The organism is Roseivivax isoporae LMG 25204, assembly GCF_000521865.1.
GTDB lineage: Bacteria > Pseudomonadota > Alphaproteobacteria > Rhodobacterales > Rhodobacteraceae > Roseivivax > Roseivivax isoporae.
On the sequence record NZ_JAME01000035.1, the window covers coordinates 17,328 to 34,774 of the forward strand.

Genomic DNA, 17,447 nt, shown 5'->3' on the forward strand with positions numbered 1-17,447 from the left:
TGCGCCATGTTCCTGCGTCTCCTGGCCGTGGCCCTGGTGGCCGCCCTGCCCGCGACGGCGCGCACCGTGACCGACAGCGCCGGCCGCGTGGTCGAGGTGCCGGACGACATCGCGCGCGTCTTCGCCGCGGGTCCGCCCGCGTCGATCCTTCTCTACGTGGTGGCGCCCGAGACGCTGACCGGCTGGCCGCGTGCCCTGCGGCCCGAGGAGCGCGACTACATCGCGCCGCCCTACCGCGACCTGCCGGAGACCGGGCGGCTCACCGGGCGCGGCGGCGAGGCGAATCTCGAGCGGGTGCTCGAGGTCGCGCCGGACCTGATCCTCGATTTCGGATCGGTGCGCGACACCTATGCCGACCTCGCCGACCGGGTTCAGGCGCAGACCGGCATCCCCTACATCCTGATCGACGGCCGGTTCGAGAACACGCCCGAGGCATTGCGCCTTCTCGGCGAGGTGCTGGGCCGGCCGGAGCGCGGCGAGATGCTGGCGCAGGAGGCCGAGGCGATCTTTGCCCGCCTCGACGCGATCCTCGCCGACGTGCCGCAGGAGGCGCGGCCGCGCACCTACCTCGCCCGCGGGCCGGACGGGCTCGAGACCGGGATGACGGGGTCGATCAACACCGAGATCATCGAGCGCGCGGGCGGCGTGAACGTGGCCGACGACGGCGGACGCACCCGCGGCCTCGTGCGCGCCTCGCCCGAGCAGCTGATCGTCGCGGATCCCGAGGTGATCGTGACGTGGGACCGCACCTTCCACGACCGCGTGTGGACCGATCCGCTATGGGCCGGTATCGAGGCGGTGGAGAACGGCCGCGTCTACCTGTCGCCCACCGCGCCCTTCGGTTGGATCGACAGGCCGCCCTCGCTCAACCGCATGATGGGGCTGATCTGGATGGCGCGACTCTTCTATCCGGACCGCTGGGAAGGGGACCTGCGTGACGAGACGGCCGAGTTCTACAGGACATGGTACCAGGTCGATCTCGGCGACGCCGAGCTCGACCGCCTGCTCGAATGGGCAGAGGGCCGGCCGCCGGAGTGACGCGGGCCCGCGCGGCATCGGCCTGAACGCGGCCCTCGCGTCGGTCCTCGCGATCCTCGCCTTCGCGGCGCTCATGGTCGGACCCTACGCGATCGGGCCCCTGCAGACGGTCGCGGCGCTGATCGGCCTCGGCGATCCGCAGGCCGACATCGTGGTGAACCGGATCCGCCTGCCCCGCGTCGCGGGTGCCTGCCTTGTCGGGGCGGCGCTCGCCGCGGCGGGTGCGAGCTACCAGGCGCTCTTCCGCAACCCGCTCGTCTCGCCCGACATCCTCGGCGTGTCGGCGGGCGCGGGGCTCGGCGCCGTCGCGGGGATCTTCCTCGCGCTGCCGGTCGCGCTGATCCAGCTCTCGGCCTTCGCGGGCGGACTGGTGGCGGTCGCCGTGGTGATGGCGGTCGCGGCCGCGGTCCGGGGCGGAGACCGGGTCCTGACGCTGGTGCTGACGGGCGTCGTCATCGGCGCGCTCGCGGGCGCGGCGACCTCGCTCCTCAAGGTGCTGGCCGATCCCTACGACCAGCTGCCGGCGATCACCTTCTGGCTCCTCGGTTCGCTCGCCTCCGTCACTTCGGACGACATCCTGCCCGCGCTGCCCGCGGTGGCCCTGGGGCTCGTGCCGCTCGTCCTCCTGCGCTGGCGGATCAACGTGCTGTCCATGGGCGACGAGGAGGCGCGCGCGCTCGGGATCGAGGCCGCGCGCGTCCGGCTCCTCGTGATCGCGGCGGCGACGCTGGTGACCGCCTCGGTCACCGCGGTCGCGGGCGTCGTGGGCTGGGTGGGGCTCGTCATTCCGCACATCGCGCGGATGCTGGTCGGCCCGGCCTTCGCGCGGCTCCTGCCCGCCTCGGCGCTGATCGGCGCGGGCTACCTCCTGGTCGTCGACACTGCCGCGCGCACGCTCGCCGCGATCGAGGTGCCGCTCGGCATCCTGACCGCGGTGATCGGCGCGCCGGTTTTCGTCTGGCTCCTCGCCTCGGGTCGGCGGGGCTGGACGTGAGGATCGCCGCCCGCGACCTCGCCATCGGCCACGGCCGCGTCGCGATCGGCAGCGGCCTGTCGCTGGACCTCGGCCCGGACGAGATCGTCTGCCTGCTCGGGCCGAATGGCTGCGGCAAGACGACCCTCTTCCGCACGCTGCTCGGGCTCCTGCCCCGGCTCGGGGGGCGCCTGACGCTCGACGGCCACGACATCGCACGGCTGTCCCGGCGGCAGGTGGCGCGGTCGGTGGCCTACGTCCCGCAGGCGCACACGCCCCCCTTCCCGTTCGACGCGCTCGATGTCGTGCTCATGGGGCGGACCGCGCGCATCGGCGCCTTTGCCCAGCCCTCGGCCGCCGATCGCGGCATGGCGCTGCAGGCGCTGGACGCGCTCGGCATCGCCGACCTCGCCGGGCGCGACTATGCGCGCCTTTCGGGCGGACAGCGCCAGCTGGTCCTGATCGCGCGGGCGCTGGCGCAGGAGGCGCCGCTCATCGTCATGGACGAACCGACGGCGAGCCTCGACTTCGGCAATCGGCTGGCGGTGCTCGACCGCATCGCGGCGCTGGCGCGTCCCGGCGCGGGGCGCGGCGTGATCCTGTCGACCCACGACCCCGACCAGGCGCTGGCGCTCGGCGCGCGCGTGCTGGCGTTGTCGGGCGGGCGAATCGTCGCGGCCGGCCCCGCGGATACGGTGCTGACGGCCGAGCGGCTGACCGCGATCTACGGCGTGCCGCTGACCGTCGAGCGTACCGCGTCCGGGCGCCGGGTCTGCCTGCCGGCGCTTCAGTCCTCGGCCGCCACCATCACGTGAGACGCCTTGATCACGGCATAGGCGGTCTTGCCCTCGGCGAGGCCCAGTTCCTCGACCGCCTCGTTGGTGATCATCGAGGTGATGACCGTGCCGCCGCCCACGTCGATCCGCACGGTGGCGTTCACCGCGCCCTTGTCGACGCCGACGACGGTGCCCTTGAGGGTGTTGCGTGCACTGAGTTTCATCCGATGGTCCTTCCGCCTTGGGTCAGGGGAGAAGGTCATGCGCGACGGGCGGATTTCAACCCCCGTCGCGCCCCGAGGCCCCGAGCGTGACCGGCGCGCCGTGCGGCGTGGCGAGATAGGCCTCGCGCCAGGCCGCGCGCATCGCGCGGCGTTCGGCCCCGGGCGCGGTGCCCGCCTGTTCCAGCAGCGTCTCGAGCGCGTCGAGCCAGGCAAGGTAATAGTCGTCGCCGCCGTCGAGGGGTGCCCCCGACGCGGCGCGCGCCCGCGCGAGGCTCTCGCCCAGGGCCGCGGTCCAGTCGGACCAGCTGAAGGCGCCCTGCTTGTTCAGATGCACGGTCATCGCGAAGAGCTCGGCATGCCACGGCGCCTCGAACCGCGGGGCGTCGGCGGGCGTCACGGCTCGGGCTCCAGGTAGCTTTCCCAGAGGTCGAGCATCACCTCGTCCCCCGGCCGTTCCGCCACGCCCCAGAGTGCCTCGGCGTCGAAGGCGACGGTGTAGAGCGGCTCCGGCCGCTCGCCCAGGAAATGCGCGTTGGTGTCGGGCAGCACGTGGCAGCCGCGGCAGGCGACGATCCGCCCCGCATGCCCCGCCGCGTAGTCCGGCAGGCGCGTGTGGCCGCCCGGCACCCACATGTTGCGCGCGGGCAGCCGCGTGCGCACCCGCGCTCCGTCGGCAAAGCGCGGCGCCGGACCCTCCCGCAGGCTCGGGCTGCCGCGGGACAGCGCGCCTGCCACGGCCTCCGCCCGCAGCGCGCGGGGCGACAGCGGCTCCTGCGGCAGGTCGACCGTCACCAGGTCGTCCCGGGTGGCGAGGCCGCGCTCGACCAGCAGGTCGGCCAGGGCCGCGATCCATTTCTCGTAATATCCGAGGCGGTTGTAGTCGGCGGCGGGCAGGCTCTCGCGCGCACGGCGCGAGGCGTCGATGCTCCACGCGCCGAGGGCGCCCGTGGCGAGCGTCAGGCCCAGCGCCGCGCGATGCCAGTCGCGGGCAAAAGGCAGGTCGTCCTCTGACGGGTCGATCGGGCCGTCGCCGTAGCGCCCGCCCATGTCGTGGACCCGGCTCATGCGGACGGCCGCACCGGCAGCCCGGTGCCGATCATCGCGTCGCGGGTGACCCAGCGCGCGAGCTCGTCCGCCGAAAGCCCCTCGGTGCCCGCCGGCCGCATGGGGATCACGAGGTAGCGGATCTCGGCCGTCGAATCCCACACGCGGATGCGGGTCTCCTCGGGCAGGACGAGGCCGAATTCGGCCAGCACGCGGCGCGGCTCGCGCACGGTCCGCGCGCGGTAGGCATCCGACTTGTACCACGCGGGCGGGATTCCGAGGAGCGGCCACGGGTAGCAGCTGCAGAGCGTGCAGACGACGACGTTATGCACGGTCGGGGTGTTCTCGACCGCGACCACGTGTTCGCCCTGCCGCCCGCCGAACCCCATGACGGCAATCGCGGCGCTCGCGTCCTGCCGCAGCGCGCCGAGAAACCCCGGGTCGGTCCAGGCCCGCGCGACCACCGCCGCGCCGTTCTGCGGCCCGATGTCCCGCGCGTAGGTGTCGATGATCGCGTCGACCGCGGCGGGATCGATCAGCCCCTTGCGCGTCAGGATGGTCTCCAGCGCGCGCACCCGGAGCGCCGGGTCCGGCGGCAGGAGCGCGTGGGGGGCGTCGTGGTCGTGGTGATCGTGTGGCACGCCCCGACCCTAGCGCCTCGCGGGATCCGCACGCAAGCGCCGCGTGCGGCGACCGCCCCGCCGGCCGGCGGGGCAGAGCGGCCCCGGCGGTCAGGCATAGGCTCCGGCGGAATACGTCAGCTCGTAGCTGTGGCTGTAGAGCTCGAACACGATGCCGAACGGGTCCTCGACATAGACCATCCGGTAGGGCTTCTCGCCCGGGTAGTATTCGCGCACCGGCATCCGCTGCCGGCCGCCCGCCGCGACGATGCGCTCCGCGAGCCCCTCGACGTCCGGGTCCTGCACCGCGAAGTGGAACACGCCGTGGCGCCGGTGCTCGAGCTTTTCCGCCGGGGCGTGGTTCCCCGGGAACTCGAAGAGCTCGATGCCGATGCCGTCGGCGGTGGCGAGGTGCGCGATCCGCAGCGATCCCCAGCCCGGACCGAACACGTCGGTGCACATCACGCCGATGGCGCTGCCGTCCTCGACGGCCTCGGTCGGGCGCATCACCACGTAGAACCCGAGGACGCGGGAATAGAAGTCCACGGCCGCGTCGAGGTCGGGCACCGACAGGCCGATATGGGAAAAGGTGCGGGGGGTGGGGGTCGTCACGGTCGTCTCCGTCTCTGTCCGTTGCGCAGGAGGTAGACATCCGAACGGTCCATGTGAAATTATCGTTTCTCATGTAAATCATAACGCCAAGTTCTTGAACGTGCTCAACGCTACCTGGCTCGAGACATTCACCACGCTCTGCGAGACCGGGCACTTCACCCGCGCCGCGGAGCGGCTCAACATGACACAACCCGGCGTGTCCCAGCACCTGCGCAAGCTCGAGGAGGCGCTCGGCGAGCGGCTGATCGCGCGGCAGGGCAAGAGCTTTGTCCTGACCCCGGCGGGCGAGGCGGTGTTCGACCTCGGCCGCGCGCGCCGGGAGGAGGAGGCGCAGCTGCGCGCGGGCATCCGTGCCGACGACCGTGACGCGGGCGCGGTACACATCGCCTGCTCGGGCAGCTTCGCCAACCTGCTTCTGCCGGCGCTGCAGCCCTGGATGCAGGACGCCCCGCAGCTCTCGGTCCACCTCGAGGCGGCACCGCAGGCGAGCGTCCTCGCGGGGCTCCTCGACGGGCGGTTCGACCTGGGCGTGCTGGGCGCAGACCCGGGCCATGCCCGGCTCGAGGCACGCGCCCTCGGCCGCGAGGAGCTCTGCCTCGTCCTGCCGGCGGACGCGCCCGCCGCCGCGCCGGCCTTCGCGGATCTCGAGGCGCGGGGCTTCATCGCGCATCCCGACGGCTATGCCTATGCCGACGACCTCCTGCACCTGAACTTTCCCGGCGCGTATCCGGGCGCCGACCGCCTGCGCGTGCGCGCCTTCGTTAACCAGATTGGCCAGATCCCCGCGCCGGTGGCGCAGGGCACGGGCTACACGCTCTTGCCGCGCAGCGGGGTCGAGGCCTACGCGCGCAAGGACCTGCTGCGCATTGCGCCCCTGCCCCGGCGGCGCTGGCACGAGTTGTGGCTGGCCGCGCGGCGGGGGCGCCCGCTGCCGGCCCGGCTGACGCACGCCGCCGGCCTGATCGAGACCGTCGCCCGGCGCCTGCGCTGAGGGTCGCACGAAGAAAGGGGCGCCCCATGGCGCCCCCAGTGTCTCCGATCAGGCTCATCGTTCGTACCGCCCGAGGTATTCTGCCTGCGGCCCGATCAGGCCACGAAGCGGGTGCACCCGCTCCGATCCGCGGAGGGCGTGCGGGCGGCGCGATGGCCGCCCGCGCCCGTGGTCGTCAGCTGCAGCCCGAGGTGCCGCCGCAGGTGTTGCACTTCATGCAGGTGCCGTTGCGCACCAGCGTGTAGTTGCCGCACTCCCCGCAGGGATCGCCCTCGTAGCCCTGCATGCGGGCCTTCACCGACGCGTCCATGGGCTTCGCGCCGCCGCCGCCGCCGCTCGACCGGGTCGCCACCGCGACATCCGCCTCGCCGACAAGCGCGGTCAGCGCTGCCGAGGACCGATCGGGCCCGGCGAAGCCGATGGTCTGGCCGCCCTGCAGGACCACCAGTTCCTGCGGCACGCGCTTGCGCAGGTAGCCGGTGGAGCTGATCTGCTTCAGCACCTCGAGCGACCGGGACGCGGCGCTCTCGCTGATCTCCTTGACGTTCGAGACGCCCTCCTCCTCGCCGCGGCCGATGTCGTCGAAGGTCGCGCCCTCGGGCTTGACGTGCGCGAGGTCGGTCCGGTCGAGATAGGATACCGCCAGTTCGCGGAAGATGTAGTCGAGGATCGAGGTGGCATTCTTGATCGAGTCGTTGCCCTGCACCATGCCCGCGGGCTCGAACTTGGTGAAGGTGAAGGCGTCGACGAACTCCTCGAGCGGCACGCCGTATTGCAGGCCGACCGACACCGCGATGGCGAAGTTGTTCATCATCGCGCGGAAGCCCGCGCCTTCCTTGTGCATGTCGATGAAGATCTCGCCCAGCGTGCCGTCCGCGTATTCGCCGGTGCGCAGGTAGACCTTGTGCCCGCCGACGATGGCCTTCTGGGTGTAGCCCTTGCGGCGCTCGGGCATCTTGGCCCGCGCGGTGGCCCGCTCGACCTCCTTCACGATGATCTTCTCGACCACCTTCTCGGCCAGCACGGCCGCCTTTTCCTGCGGCGTGCCGGTCTCGAGGATCTCGGCCGCCTCGTCGTCGTCCTCGACCAGTGCGGACGCGAGCGGCTGCGACAGCTTCGATCCGTCACGGTAGAGCGCGTTCGCCTTGACGCCCAGCGACCAGGACAGCTCGTATGCCTTCTGGCAGTCCTCGATGCTGGCCGAGTTCGGCATGTTGATCGTCTTCGAGATCGCGCCCGAGATGAACGACTGCGCCGCGGCCATCATGTGGATGTGGCTGTTCACCGACAGGTAGCGCTTGCCCTTCTTGCCGCAGGCATTGGCGCAATCGAAGATCGCGTAATGCTCCTGCTTGAGGTGCGGCGCGCCCTCGAGCGTCATCGTCCCGCAGACATGGTCGTTCGCGGCCTCGATGTCTCCCCGCGTGAAGCCCAGATGCTTCAGCAGGTCGAAGGTCGGATCGTTCAGCCTGGCCGCCGGGATCCCGAGGACACCGGTGCAGAACTCCTCGCCCAGCGTCCACTGGTTGAACACGAAGCGGATGTCGAAGGCCGAGGCGAGCGCGCTTTCCACCTTCTCGATCTGCGCCGGACCGAAGCCGTGGCCGATGAGCGCGGTGTGGTTGATGCCGGGCGCGTTGCCGAGCGTCCCGTGGCCCACGGCGTAGGACACGATCTCCTCGATCTGGCTCGAGCTGTAGCCGAGCTTTTCCAGCGCGGCAGGAACCGAGCGGTTGATGATCTTGAAGTAGCCGCCGCCCGCGAGCTTCTTGAACTTCACCAGTGCGAAATCGGGCTCGATGCCGGTCGTGTCGCAGTCCATCACGAGGCCGATCGTGCCGGTCGGCGCGATCACCGTGGCCTGCGCGTTGCGGTAGCCGTGCTTCTCGCCGAGGGACAGCGCCTCGTCCCAGGCCGACATGGCGAGGTCGACGAGCCGGCGGTCCGGGCAGTTGGCATGGTCGAGCGGTACCGGCTTGACCGCCAGAGCCTCGTAGCCCTCCGTCGCGCCCCGCGCCGCGGTGCGGTGGTTGCGGATGACCCGCAGCATGTGGGCGCGGTTGCGCTCGAAGCCGGCGAAGGCGCCGAGCTCGCCCGCGATCTCGGCCGAGGTGGCGTAGGCCACGCCGGTCATGATCGCGCTCAGCGCGCCGCAAAGCGCCCGGCCCTCGTCCGAGTCGTAGCCGAAGCCCATGTTCATGAGCAGACCGCCGATATTGGCGTAGCCGAGACCCAGCGTCCGGAACTCGTAGGAGAGCTGCGCGATCTCCTTCGACGGGAACTGCGCCATGGTCACGGAGATCTCGAGGGTCAGCGTCCAGAGGCGCGTGGCGTGCATGTAGGCGTCCGCGTCGAACAGGCCGTCCCTGAGGAAGGTCAGCAGGTTCATGGACGCGAGGTTGCAAGCCGTGTCGTCGAGGAACATGTATTCCGAGCACGGGTTCGAGCCGCGGATCGCCCCGTCCTCGGGGCAGGTATGCCAGGCATTGACCGTGTCGTGGAACTGGATGCCGGGATCGGCGCAGGCCCAGGCGGCGTGGCCCACCTGTTCCCAGAGGTCGCGCGCCTTGATGGTCTTGGCGACCTTGCCGTCGGTGCGGCGGATCAGTTCCCAGTCGGCATCGTCACGCACCGCCTGGAGGAAGGCGTCGGTCACGCGGATCGAGTTGTTCGAGTTCTGGCCCGAGACCGAGGCATAGGCCTCGCTGTCCCAGTCGGTGTTGTAGGTCGGGAACTCGATCGAGGCATAGCCCTGCCGCGCGTAGTCGAGCACGCGCTTGACGTAGGTCTCGGGGATCTGGACGCGCTTGGCATCGCGGATCGCGGTCTTGAGCGCGGCGTTCACGGCCGGGTCGCAGGCATCAGCCTCGGCGCCGTCCCACGACCGGATCGCGGCGAAGATGCCATTCAGCATCTTCTCGTGCATCTTGGAGCCCGCGACGATGGACGCGACCTTCTGCTCCTCGCGCACCTTCCAGTTCACGAAGTCCTCGATGTCGGGGTGGTCGGCGTCGCAGATCACCATCTTGGCCGCGCGCCGCGTGGTGCCGCCCGACTTGATCGCGCCCGCCGCGCGGTCGCCGATCTTGAGGAAGCCCATCAGGCCGGAGGATCGGCCTCCGCCTGACAGGGCTTCCCCTTCGGCACGGAGGGAGGAGAAGTTCGTGCCCGTGCCGGATCCGTACTTGAACAGGCGCGCCTCGCGCACCCACAGGTCCATGATGCCACCTTCGTTCACGAGGTCATCGGCCACGGACTGGATAAAGCACGCATGGGGCTGCGGATGCTCGTATGCCGACTTGGATTTCGTGAGCTTGCCCGTTTTGTAGTCGACGTAGTAATGGCCCTGGCCCGGGCCGTCGATGCCGTAGGCCCAGTGCAGGCCGGTGTTGAACCACTGGGGCGAGTTCGGCGCGGCGGTCTGAGTCGCCAGCATGTGGCGCATCTCGTCATAATAGGCCTGGGCGTCGGCCTCGGTGGTGAAGTAGCCGCCCTTCCAGCCCCAGTAGGCCCAGGCGCCGGCCAGCCGGTCGAAGACCTGCTTGGCCGAAGTCTCGCCGGTACGGGGGGTGTCGGCGCTCTCGGGGACCGAACGCCACAGGAATTCGGGCACGTCCTTCTCGGGCACGCGCTTCAGCGCGACCGGGACACCGGCCTTGCGGAAGTACTTCTGCGCGATGACGTCCGACGCCACCTGGCTCCAGCGCGCGGGGACCTCGACATCGTCGAGGCGGAACACGATGGTGCCGTCCGGATTGCGGATCTCCGACGCGGTAGTGACGAAATCGATGCCGTCATAGGCATCGCGTCCGGCCGCGGTGTAGTGTCGCTCGATCTTCATGTGCTGCCCCGTGCTTCCCGTGTCGCGAACCGGCCCGATCGCGCGGCCGCGGACGCACCGCGGGCGCAAAGCCTCCCCTCCCCCGGCGCCCAATGACGATCGGGTGGATTGGCGTGCGGACCGAACCCTGATGTTATGCCGTCAGCGCCAGACACCATATGTAGTGTTCGCTTGACCGGCCCACACAAAGTGACGCGACTCGGGGTCGATGGTCAACACCTTTTTAACCACATTTGGGGGGTTTATGCTGTCCCGACACAATCCCTGCGCTTGTCCCACGAACCATCCACAGAGGCACGCCGCCACGGCATGATCCTGTGGACCAAACCGGGGATAAGCCACCGTCCGGGAGGCCCCTCCGACAGACGCAGCCGAGCCGCGCCGCCCATGCCGGGCACGATGCGGCGACTGCGGACGGAATCACCCGGCCCCCGATCACCCCGAAAGATCGGGGGCCGGGCCTTGCGCATCCGCGACGAACATCCATATACCATCCAGACGGATGGAGAATGGATTATGGCCGAGATACGACAGCTCAGGGACAAGCAGCCCGACAGCGAGAAGATCACCATCAATCTCGGCTTCGTCGATCTCGGGCGGATCGACCTCCTCGTGCAGGAGGGTTTCTACTCGAATCGCAGCGATTTCATCCGCACCGCGATCCGGCGGCAGCTCGACACGCATGGCGACGCGGTCGACCGGTCCCTGGAGCGCCACACCATGGAACTCGGCCTGCGCGACTTCGGCCGCGCGGAACTCGAACAGGTCCGCGCTGCCGGCGAGGTCCTGCACATCAAGGTCGTGGGCCTTGCCCGCATCGGGTCGGACGTGACCCCCGACCTCGCCCGGGCCACCATCGGCTCGATCACCGTCCTGGGCAGCCTCCAGGCTCCCGCGGACATCAAGAAGGCCCTGGCCGACCGCATCCGCTGACGGCAGCGCAGACAAGGACACACACATGATCGATTTCACCGCCGGCGCATGGCGCCCGGCGACCGGGCAGACGCGCGCCGCGCCGCTCGGGTCCGCCAACGACCTCGTGACCCGCACGCTCGCGCGGCACGGCCTCGCCCCGGGCACCCTGCCCGGCGGACCGGCGACCGGTCCGCAGGTCATGCCTGCCGGCCTGTCCGCGATGCTGGCGCGCCTCCCGGCCCCCGGCCATCAGGGCGCGGCACAGCCGGACCTGCCGGACGGCGCGCGTTTCGACGCGGACAGCTTCGCCTGCGCCGCCGGGACGCGCGGCTACCGAACCTACGTGCCCGCCTCCGCCCGGGACGGGGTCACGGGTCTCGTCGTGATGCTGCACGGCTGCACGCAGACGCCGGAGGATTTCGCCGCCGGGACCGGCATGAACGAACTGGCCGAAACGCACCGGTTCGTCGTGGTCTACCCGCAGCAATCCCGCGGCGACAACGCGCAGTCCTGCTGGAACTGGTTCAGCCGCGGCGACCAGCGCCGGGACCGCGGCGAGCCCGCGATCCTCGCAGGTCTCACGCGCGAGGTCATGGCCCGCCACGCGGTGCCGGAAGACGCGGTCTTCGTCGCGGGTCTCTCGGCCGGGGCCGCCATGGCGGTGATCCTCGGGGGCACCTATCCCGACCTCTTCCGGGCGGTGGGCGCCCATTCCGGCCTGCCCGCCGGGGCAGCGAACGACGTGCCCTCGGCCTTCGCGGCCATGGCGGGCAGCGAGGCGCCCGGAGCGCCCCGCACCAGGGCCACGCGCACCATCGTGTTCCACGGCAGCGCCGACAGCACGGTCCACCCCTCGAACGGCGACCGCATCGTGCGGCAGGCGCTCGAGGGCGGTCCGCGGCAAAGCCTCGAGACGCAGGACACAGGTGCGGTGAACGGCCGGTCCTTCCGCCGGCTCACGACCTGCGACGCCGACGGCACGCAGGCGGTGGAACACTGGATCGTCGAGGGCATGGGCCATGCCTGGTCCGGCGGCCGGCCCGCGGGCAGCTACACCGATCCGACAGGGCCGGATGCGAGCGCCGAGATGGTCCGCTTCTTCTTCGAGGGCACGACCGGGCGGGAAAGCGTCCGCCGCTCCGCCGCCGGCTGACCGCGCCCTACCGGTAGGCGACCTCGCGCCAGAAGGCCGGCACCAGCAGGACGTAGACGGTCAGCATCTCGAGGCGGCCGGCATACATCCCGAACGACAGGAGCCACTTGGCCCCGTCCGGCAGCGACGCGAAGTTGCCGGCGGGGCCGATGGTCGCGCCGATCCCGGGCCCGACGTTGGCCACCGCCGTCAGCGCGCCGCTGAGCGAGGTCGTGGTGTCGAGGCCGTACATGGTGAGCGCGATCGCGAGCCCCATCACCGTGGCGGCGTAGAAGGCGAAGAAGGTCATGACGCCGCTCATCACGTCCGCGTCGAAGGGGCGGCCCTCGTAGCGCACGGGAAAGATGCCGTGCGGCGCGCGGATCCGCTTCATCTGCGCGCGGACGCTGCGCATGAGCACGATCCACCGCATCATCTTGCCGCCGCCCGAGGTCGACCCGGTGCAGCCGCCCATGGCGGTCAGGCAGAGGAAGGCCACCGCGGCAAAGGGCCCCCAGGTGGTGTAGTCCGTGGTCGCGTAGCCGGTGGTGGTCACCACCGAGACGACGTTGAAGGCGACGAGGCGCAGGGTCTCGAGCACCGGCGTGCCGCCCGTGGCAACGCGCCAGGCGGTCAGCCCGAGGATCACGAGCGCGAGCGTCACGATCAGCGCGCGGACCTGTTCGGAGCGGACCCCGCGCCCGCTCAGCACGCGGATGTACCACGCGAAGGGCAGCGCGCCCGCAAGCATGAACAGCGTTCCCGCCCATTGCAGGTAGGCGCTTTCGAAGAGGCCGAAGGAGGAATCCGAGGTCGAGTAGCCGCCGGTCGACAGGGTCGTGAGCGCATGCGCGATGGCCTCGAACGCCGTCATGCCGCCGGAGATGTAGACGAGCGCGCAGAGCTGGGTGAGCGCGAGGTAGATCCAGATGGTCGCCGCCGCGAAACGCGCGGCGCTTGCAAGTTCCTTGTCCCCCTTCTCGGAGCTTTCCGTCTGGAAGAGCTGCATGCCGCCCACCCGCATGATCGGCAGGAGCGCGATGCCCGCGACGATGAAGCCCACGCCCCCGATCCACTGCAGGAGCGCGCGCCACATGAGGATGCCGCGCGGCGTCCCGTCGAGGCCGGTCATCACGGTGGACCCCGTGGTGGTGATCCCCGACATCGCCTCGAAGAAGGCGTCGGTGAACGACAGGTCCCAGAGCCACAGCGGCAGCGCCCCTGCCGCCGCCGCGGTGATCCAGGTGCTGCCGGTCAGGAGGAAGGAATGCAGCCGGTTGAGGCCGGCCCGCGGGGTCAGGGTGCTGAGGCAGACGCAGCCGCCGACGGTGAGCACCGGCAGCGCCGCCTCGAGGAACACGCCGCGCGTCGCCGGAAAGACGAGCGCGTTGAGCGCCATGAGGGCACCCAGTCCGACGAGCAGGAGGCCGTTGATGAAGGCGACGAAGGTCACGGACGTCCCGATGTCCCGAGGAACGATGCTCACGCGCGGGCGGCTTCGGGGGCCGGCGCGGCGCCGCGCCGGCACGTTGCGGCGTCTGCCCGGATATCCGCCGGCAGACCGTAAGGATGCCATTCGGAAATGCGCGCTCCGCGTAAGGATCCCGTAAGGACCGGGCAGCGCCGCCTGTCGCGCGGCGAACCGCGACAGGCCTGCGGCCATGGCCATCGATGTCACCGGCGGCGCCGACACCGCCGTCGGTCGCGGCATGACCCGGTCGCCACCGGAACGCCAGCGACATGGCGCACATCGGCCTAGAGCACGGCAGCGACGACCCCGACCGGCGCCAGCCCGCCCGGGCCATCCTCTTCGGCGCAGGACGCCGAGAGCGCCGCGCGTGGCGGGAACGTTCGAGGTCCGGGATTTATATATTGGTGGTCGGGGCGGCGAGATTCGAACTCACGACCTACGGTACCCAAAACCGTCGCGCTACCAGGCTGCGCTACGCCCCGATGCGCTCCCTCTACCCCTCGTCCGCGGGTTTGAAAAGGCCCGCCGGACCGAAGGCGCGATCAATCAGCCCGCCGCCGCGTCCTCGCAGGGCCACGCGGCGGCCTCGCCGGGGATCGCCGGGTGCTGCAGCTCCACGCCGGGCGCGATGCCGAGGCTTTCGGACATGCCGCCGTTCACCTCGAGCACGTACTGGATGCCGTCACCGCCCGGGATCGCCGTCAGGTCGCCCGGCACCGCGTCGGGGTGCACGCGCTGCACCGTGCCCGAGGCGTCGGCAAAGATGATGTCGAGCGGGATCAGCGTGTTCTTCATCCAGAACGAGACCGGCTGCGGGCGCTCGTAGACGAAGAGCATCCCGGTGAAGCGCGGCATCTCCTCGACGAACATCAGCCCCCGGGCGCGCTCCTCGGGCGTGTCGGCCACGTCGACCGCGAACCGGGCAGTCCCGAAATCCCCGCGGAGCGACAGGGCGTCGGGGGCGCAGGCCGCGCCCGCGACACCCGGCGCGATCATCAGAGCGGCGGCCAGGGCCTGCGCGTGACGGCGGTTTCCCATGCATTCACCTCGATGGCCATCAGGCCGCGTTTGCCTTCCACGGTGCGGATCGCCAGCGCCTCGCCCGGCTGCAGCTCGGCCAGACCGGAGCGCCGCAGCACCTCGATGTGGATGAACACGTCTTCCTGGCGGCCGAAGATGTTGGCGAACCCGAACCCCTTGCCCTTATCGAACCATTTCACCCGGGCGGGTTCAAGCGGCGCGTCCCGCAGCACCTGCGGGTCCATCTCCTCGAAATCGGACAGCGGCGCGGTGCCGGTCGCCTCGGGCGGCTCGATGTGGAACACCTCGACCGCCTGCACGCCGCGCGGGGTGTGCTGGATCGCGATGTCCACGCGCGCCCCGTCCGCCACCGAGCTCTGGCCGAAATTGCGCAGGACGTTCGCATGCAGAAGGATGTCGGGACCGCCCTGGTCCGCGACGACGAAGCCGAACCCGCGTCCGGGATCGAACCACTTCACCTTTCCTTCCACGCGATCGCTCGCGAACTCCTCGTGTATCACAGACGGCCTGCCAATCGTTGCTCGCGGTGAGCCGCCCGGAAACACGAGGCGACCCTAACATGCAAGTCCAAGTATATTTAATGGTGCCAAAACTAGCCAGTGTCGGGAACGGCCTCAAGGATTCAGGCGAATGGCAGCCCATTGTTGCGTGTCACGATCGAGATTCCAGCGAAAACGGTCGTGCAACCTATGCGGTCCGTCTGCCCAGAATTCTATCTCGACAGGCGTGATTCGGAAACCGCCCCAGAAAGGCGGGCGTTCCGGGCTCGTCCCCTGCCTGAGCGTCACCTTGGCCACCTCGGCCATCAGCGACGCCCGGCTCGACAGCGGTTCGGACTGGCGCGACGCCCAGGCGCCGAGCCGGCTCTTGAGCGAGCGGCTGGCATAATAGGCATCGGCCTGCGGCCCGTCCTCGCGGGTCACGTGGCCGCGCACGCGGATCTGGCGGCGCAGCGACTTCCAGTGCATCACGAAGGCGGCGGTGCCCGAGGCCGCGATCTCGCGCGCCTTCACGCTCTCGTAATTGGTGTAGAACACGAAGGCCGCGTCCTCGATCTCCTTCAGGAGCACCATGCGCACGTTGGGCATCCCGCCGCCGTCAACGGTGGCGAGCGCGATGGCGTTCGGGTCGTTGACCTCGTGCGCCTCGGCCTCCGCCAGCCAGGCGCGGGCGATCTCGAACGGGTCGTCGCCGGCGAAGATCCCGGTGCGGTCGGTCATGATGCGCGTCTCCTCTACAACACCCCGGCATCCGGTCGCCGTGCCGGGCGCGCCCGGCGGCGGCACCCTTGATGGCCCCCCGGGCTTCGCCTAAACGTCTCGGGCAGCAATGTCGGTCGGAGGTAGGGCATGTCAAACGATCTGATGGCGGGCAAGCGTGGCCTCGTGATGGGACTTGCGAACGACAAGTCGATCGCCTGGGGCATCGCGCGCGCCTGTGCGGATGCCGGGGCGGAGCTCGCCTTCTCCTACCAGGGCGAGGCGCTGAAGAAGCGTGTCGACCCGCTCGCGGCGAGCCTCGGCAGCGACATCGTCCTGCCCTGCGACGTGAGCCAGGAGGACAGCATCGACGCGCTCTTCGACGCGCTCGGACAGCGCTGGGACGGGCTCGACTTCGTGGTGCACGCCATCGGCTTCTCGGACAAGTCCGAGCTGCGCGGCCGCTACGTCGACACGAGCCGGCAGAACTTCCTCACCTCGATGGACATCTCGGTCTATTCCTTCACCTCGGTGGTGCGCCGCGCCTCGGCGATGATGGGCGCCGGCGGCTCCTGCCTCACGCTCACCTATTACGGCGCCGAGCGCGTGATGCCGCACTACAACGTCATGGGTGTTGCCAAGGCCGCGCTCGAGGCCAGCGTGCGCTACATGGCCGAGGACCTGGGCCGCGACGGCATCCGCGTGAACGCGATCTCGGCCGGCCCCATCAAGACGCTCGCCGCCTCGGGCATCGGCGACTTCCGCTACATCATGAAGTGGAACGAGCTGAACTCGCCCCTGCGCCGCAACGTCACCATCGAGGACGTGGGCCGCTCGGCGCTCTACCTGCTCAGTGATCTCGGCTCCGGCACCACCGGCGAGGTCCTGCACGTGGACGCGGGCTACCACGTGGTCGGCATGAAGGCGCCCGACGCCCCCGACATCGCCAAGGCCTGACCGTCATGGACTGGCCGCATGTCCTCGCCTTCAACCTGACGCTGCTCGCCGCGATGGCGAGCCCCGGGCCGGCGCTCCTCCTTGCGCTGCGCACATCGATCGTCGCGGGCCCCCGCGCCGGCATCGCCACCGGCCTCGGGCTCGGGCTCATGGCCGCGGCCTGGACGGCGGCCGCACTGATGGGGCTCGAGATCGTCTTCACCCTCTTCCCCGTCGCCTATCTCGCGCTCAAGATCGCGGGCGCGCTCTACCTGCTGTGGCTCGCCTGGGGCATGTGGCGCGACGCCGCCCGGCCGCTCGATCCCGCCGGGCCCGCCGCCACCCGGCGCGCCTTCCGGACCGGGCTCCTCGTCAATCTCGGGAACCCCAAGTCGATGCTCTTCGCCTCGGCGGTGCTGCTCGTGATCTTCCCGCGCGGCCTCGCGTTCTGGGAAAAGGCCGCGATCGTGGCGAACCGCCTCCTGGTGGAATGGCTGGTCTACGCGGCCGTCGCCCTCCTCTTCGCCACGCGCCCCGCGCGCGACGGCTACCTCGCGCTGAAGCCCCTGCTCGACCGCGTGGCGGCGGCGGTGCTCGGCGCGCTGGGGCTCAAACTCTTGATCGACAGGTGATT

The 17,447-nt window shown here is 70.4% G+C and carries 18 protein-coding genes and 1 tRNA gene; 8 read left to right on the forward strand and 11 right to left on the reverse strand.

Translation table 11 applies throughout. The features are described from left to right. The first annotated feature begins 6 nt into the window (after nt 1-6). Genes RISW2_RS18540 through RISW2_RS18550 form a run of 3 tightly spaced genes read left to right on the forward strand, consistent with a single transcriptional unit; the run spans nt 7 to nt 2,826 of the window. Complete coding sequence (locus tag RISW2_RS18540) at nt 7-1,038, forward strand: iron ABC transporter substrate-binding protein (RefSeq protein ID WP_051492146.1); 1,032 nt, start codon at nt 7-9, stop codon at nt 1,036-1,038. Then, nucleotides 935-2,032: a FecCD family ABC transporter permease gene (locus RISW2_RS18545; protein WP_341872018.1), complete on the forward strand. Its 1,098-nt coding sequence runs from the start codon at nt 935-937 to the stop codon at nt 2,030-2,032. The genes RISW2_RS18540 and RISW2_RS18545 overlap by 104 nt, the downstream gene beginning before the upstream one ends. Next, the gene (locus RISW2_RS18550) at nt 2,029-2,826 is read left to right on the forward strand and encodes an ABC transporter ATP-binding protein (protein ID WP_043773956.1); all 798 of its coding nucleotides are present in this window, start codon (nt 2,029-2,031) and stop codon (nt 2,824-2,826) included. The genes RISW2_RS18545 and RISW2_RS18550 overlap by 4 nt, the downstream gene beginning before the upstream one ends. Here RISW2_RS18550 and RISW2_RS18555 read toward each other — a convergent pair. The 5 genes from RISW2_RS18555 to RISW2_RS18575 form a co-directional block, all read right to left on the reverse strand. Beyond that, the gene (locus tag RISW2_RS18555; RefSeq protein ID WP_043773958.1) at nt 2,799-3,011 is read right to left on the reverse strand and encodes a TOBE domain-containing protein; all 213 of its coding nucleotides are present in this window, start codon (nt 3,009-3,011) and stop codon (nt 2,799-2,801) included. The two genes, RISW2_RS18550 and RISW2_RS18555, sit on opposite strands and share 28 nt — an antisense overlap. A gap of 55 nt (nt 3,012-3,066) precedes the next feature. Further along, nucleotides 3,067-3,408 carry a nitrile hydratase accessory protein gene (locus RISW2_RS18560; protein ID WP_043773960.1) on the reverse strand — a complete coding sequence of 114 codons (342 nt, stop codon included), beginning with the start codon at nt 3,406-3,408 and terminating at the stop codon, nt 3,067-3,069. After that, a complete protein-coding gene (gene nthB, locus RISW2_RS18565) occupies nt 3,405-4,076 on the reverse strand; it encodes a nitrile hydratase subunit beta (protein ID WP_043773963.1) in 672 nt (223 codons plus the stop codon). The genes RISW2_RS18560 and nthB overlap by 4 nt, the downstream gene beginning before the upstream one ends. Next, nucleotides 4,073-4,696, reverse strand: a complete 624-nt coding sequence (gene nthA, locus RISW2_RS18570; protein ID WP_043773965.1) for a nitrile hydratase subunit alpha — start codon at nt 4,694-4,696, stop codon at nt 4,073-4,075. Before nthA ends, nthB begins: the two co-directional genes overlap by 4 nt. Before the next feature lie 90 nt (nt 4,697-4,786). Beyond that, on the reverse strand, nt 4,787-5,287 hold the full coding sequence (locus tag RISW2_RS18575) for a lactoylglutathione lyase family protein (protein WP_043773967.1): 501 nt from the start codon (nt 5,285-5,287) through the stop codon (nt 4,787-4,789). A gap of 100 nt (nt 5,288-5,387) precedes the next feature. Here RISW2_RS18575 and RISW2_RS18580 point away from each other — a divergent pair, with 100 nt between their 5' ends. Next, on the forward strand, nt 5,388-6,278 hold the full coding sequence (locus tag RISW2_RS18580; protein WP_043774019.1) for a LysR family transcriptional regulator: 891 nt from the start codon (nt 5,388-5,390) through the stop codon (nt 6,276-6,278). Between the two features lie 175 nt (nt 6,279-6,453). Here RISW2_RS18580 and RISW2_RS18585 read toward each other — a convergent pair whose 3' ends face one another. Beyond that, on the reverse strand, nt 6,454-10,119 hold the full coding sequence (locus RISW2_RS18585; protein ID WP_043773969.1) for a vitamin B12-dependent ribonucleotide reductase: 3,666 nt from the start codon (nt 10,117-10,119) through the stop codon (nt 6,454-6,456). Between the two features lie 516 nt (nt 10,120-10,635). On the opposite strand from RISW2_RS18585, the gene RISW2_RS18590 reads away from it, so the two are divergent. Further along, nucleotides 10,636-11,052, forward strand: a complete 417-nt coding sequence (locus RISW2_RS18590; protein ID WP_043773971.1) for a CopG family transcriptional regulator — start codon at nt 10,636-10,638, stop codon at nt 11,050-11,052. A gap of 25 nt (nt 11,053-11,077) precedes the next feature. Next, a complete protein-coding gene (locus RISW2_RS18595; RefSeq protein WP_051492148.1) occupies nt 11,078-12,187 on the forward strand; it encodes an extracellular catalytic domain type 1 short-chain-length polyhydroxyalkanoate depolymerase in 1,110 nt (369 codons plus the stop codon). Between the two features lie 7 nt (nt 12,188-12,194). Here the strand turns inward: RISW2_RS18595 and RISW2_RS18600 are convergent, their stop codons facing one another. From RISW2_RS18600 to pdxH, 5 genes are all read right to left on the reverse strand, one after another. Next, nucleotides 12,195-13,652 carry a TrkH family potassium uptake protein gene (locus RISW2_RS18600; protein WP_244437644.1) on the reverse strand — a complete coding sequence of 486 codons (1,458 nt, stop codon included), beginning with the start codon at nt 13,650-13,652 and terminating at the stop codon, nt 12,195-12,197. 390 nt (nt 13,653-14,042) lie between these two features. Beyond that, nucleotides 14,043-14,119 (reverse strand) — tRNA-Pro (locus tag RISW2_RS18605). 64 nt (nt 14,120-14,183) lie between these two features. Then, nucleotides 14,184-14,675, reverse strand: a complete 492-nt coding sequence (locus RISW2_RS18610) for a DUF192 domain-containing protein (RefSeq protein WP_043773975.1) — start codon at nt 14,673-14,675, stop codon at nt 14,184-14,186. Next, the gene (locus RISW2_RS18615) at nt 14,633-15,136 is read right to left on the reverse strand and encodes a cold-shock protein (RefSeq protein WP_425277796.1); all 504 of its coding nucleotides are present in this window, start codon (nt 15,134-15,136) and stop codon (nt 14,633-14,635) included. The genes RISW2_RS18610 and RISW2_RS18615 overlap by 43 nt, the downstream gene beginning before the upstream one ends. Before the next feature lie 156 nt (nt 15,137-15,292). Further along, complete coding sequence (pdxH, locus tag RISW2_RS18620) at nt 15,293-15,898, reverse strand: pyridoxamine 5'-phosphate oxidase (RefSeq protein ID WP_043773977.1); 606 nt, start codon at nt 15,896-15,898, stop codon at nt 15,293-15,295. Nucleotides 15,899-16,027: 129 nt separating this feature from the next. On the opposite strand from pdxH, the gene fabI reads away from it, so the two are divergent. Together fabI and RISW2_RS18630 are read left to right on the forward strand one after the other, a co-directional pair. Further along, complete coding sequence (gene fabI / locus RISW2_RS18625; protein ID WP_043773978.1) at nt 16,028-16,834, forward strand: enoyl-ACP reductase FabI; 807 nt, start codon at nt 16,028-16,030, stop codon at nt 16,832-16,834. 5 nt (nt 16,835-16,839) lie between these two features. Continuing rightward, complete coding sequence (locus RISW2_RS18630) at nt 16,840-17,445, forward strand: LysE family translocator (protein ID WP_084615466.1); 606 nt, start codon at nt 16,840-16,842, stop codon at nt 17,443-17,445. Nucleotides 17,446-17,447 lie beyond the last annotated feature (2 nt).

Excerpts from the sequence above, each read along its gene's own strand:
- RISW2_RS18595 (WP_051492148.1), top strand. The coding sequence starts at position 11,078 with ATGATCGATTTCACCGCCGGCGCATGGCGCCCGGCGACCGGGCAGACG.
- RISW2_RS18540 (WP_051492146.1), top strand. The coding sequence starts at position 7 with ATGTTCCTGCGTCTCCTGGCCGTGGCCCTGGTGGCCGCCCTGCCCGCG.
- RISW2_RS18555 (WP_043773958.1), bottom strand. The coding sequence starts at position 3,011 with ATGAAACTCAGTGCACGCAACACCCTCAAGGGCACCGTCGTCGGCGTC.
- RISW2_RS18590 (WP_043773971.1), top strand. The coding sequence starts at position 10,636 with ATGGCCGAGATACGACAGCTCAGGGACAAGCAGCCCGACAGCGAGAAG.
- RISW2_RS18610 (WP_043773975.1), bottom strand. The coding sequence starts at position 14,675 with ATGGGAAACCGCCGTCACGCGCAGGCCCTGGCCGCCGCTCTGATGATC.
- RISW2_RS18585 (WP_043773969.1), bottom strand. The coding sequence starts at position 10,119 with ATGAAGATCGAGCGACACTACACCGCGGCCGGACGCGATGCCTATGAC.
- fabI (WP_043773978.1), top strand. The coding sequence starts at position 16,028 with ATGTCAAACGATCTGATGGCGGGCAAGCGTGGCCTCGTGATGGGACTT.
- nthB (WP_043773963.1), bottom strand. The coding sequence starts at position 4,076 with ATGAGCCGGGTCCACGACATGGGCGGGCGCTACGGCGACGGCCCGATC.
- RISW2_RS18630 (WP_084615466.1), top strand. The coding sequence starts at position 16,840 with ATGGACTGGCCGCATGTCCTCGCCTTCAACCTGACGCTGCTCGCCGCG.
- pdxH (WP_043773977.1), bottom strand. The coding sequence starts at position 15,898 with ATGACCGACCGCACCGGGATCTTCGCCGGCGACGACCCGTTCGAGATC.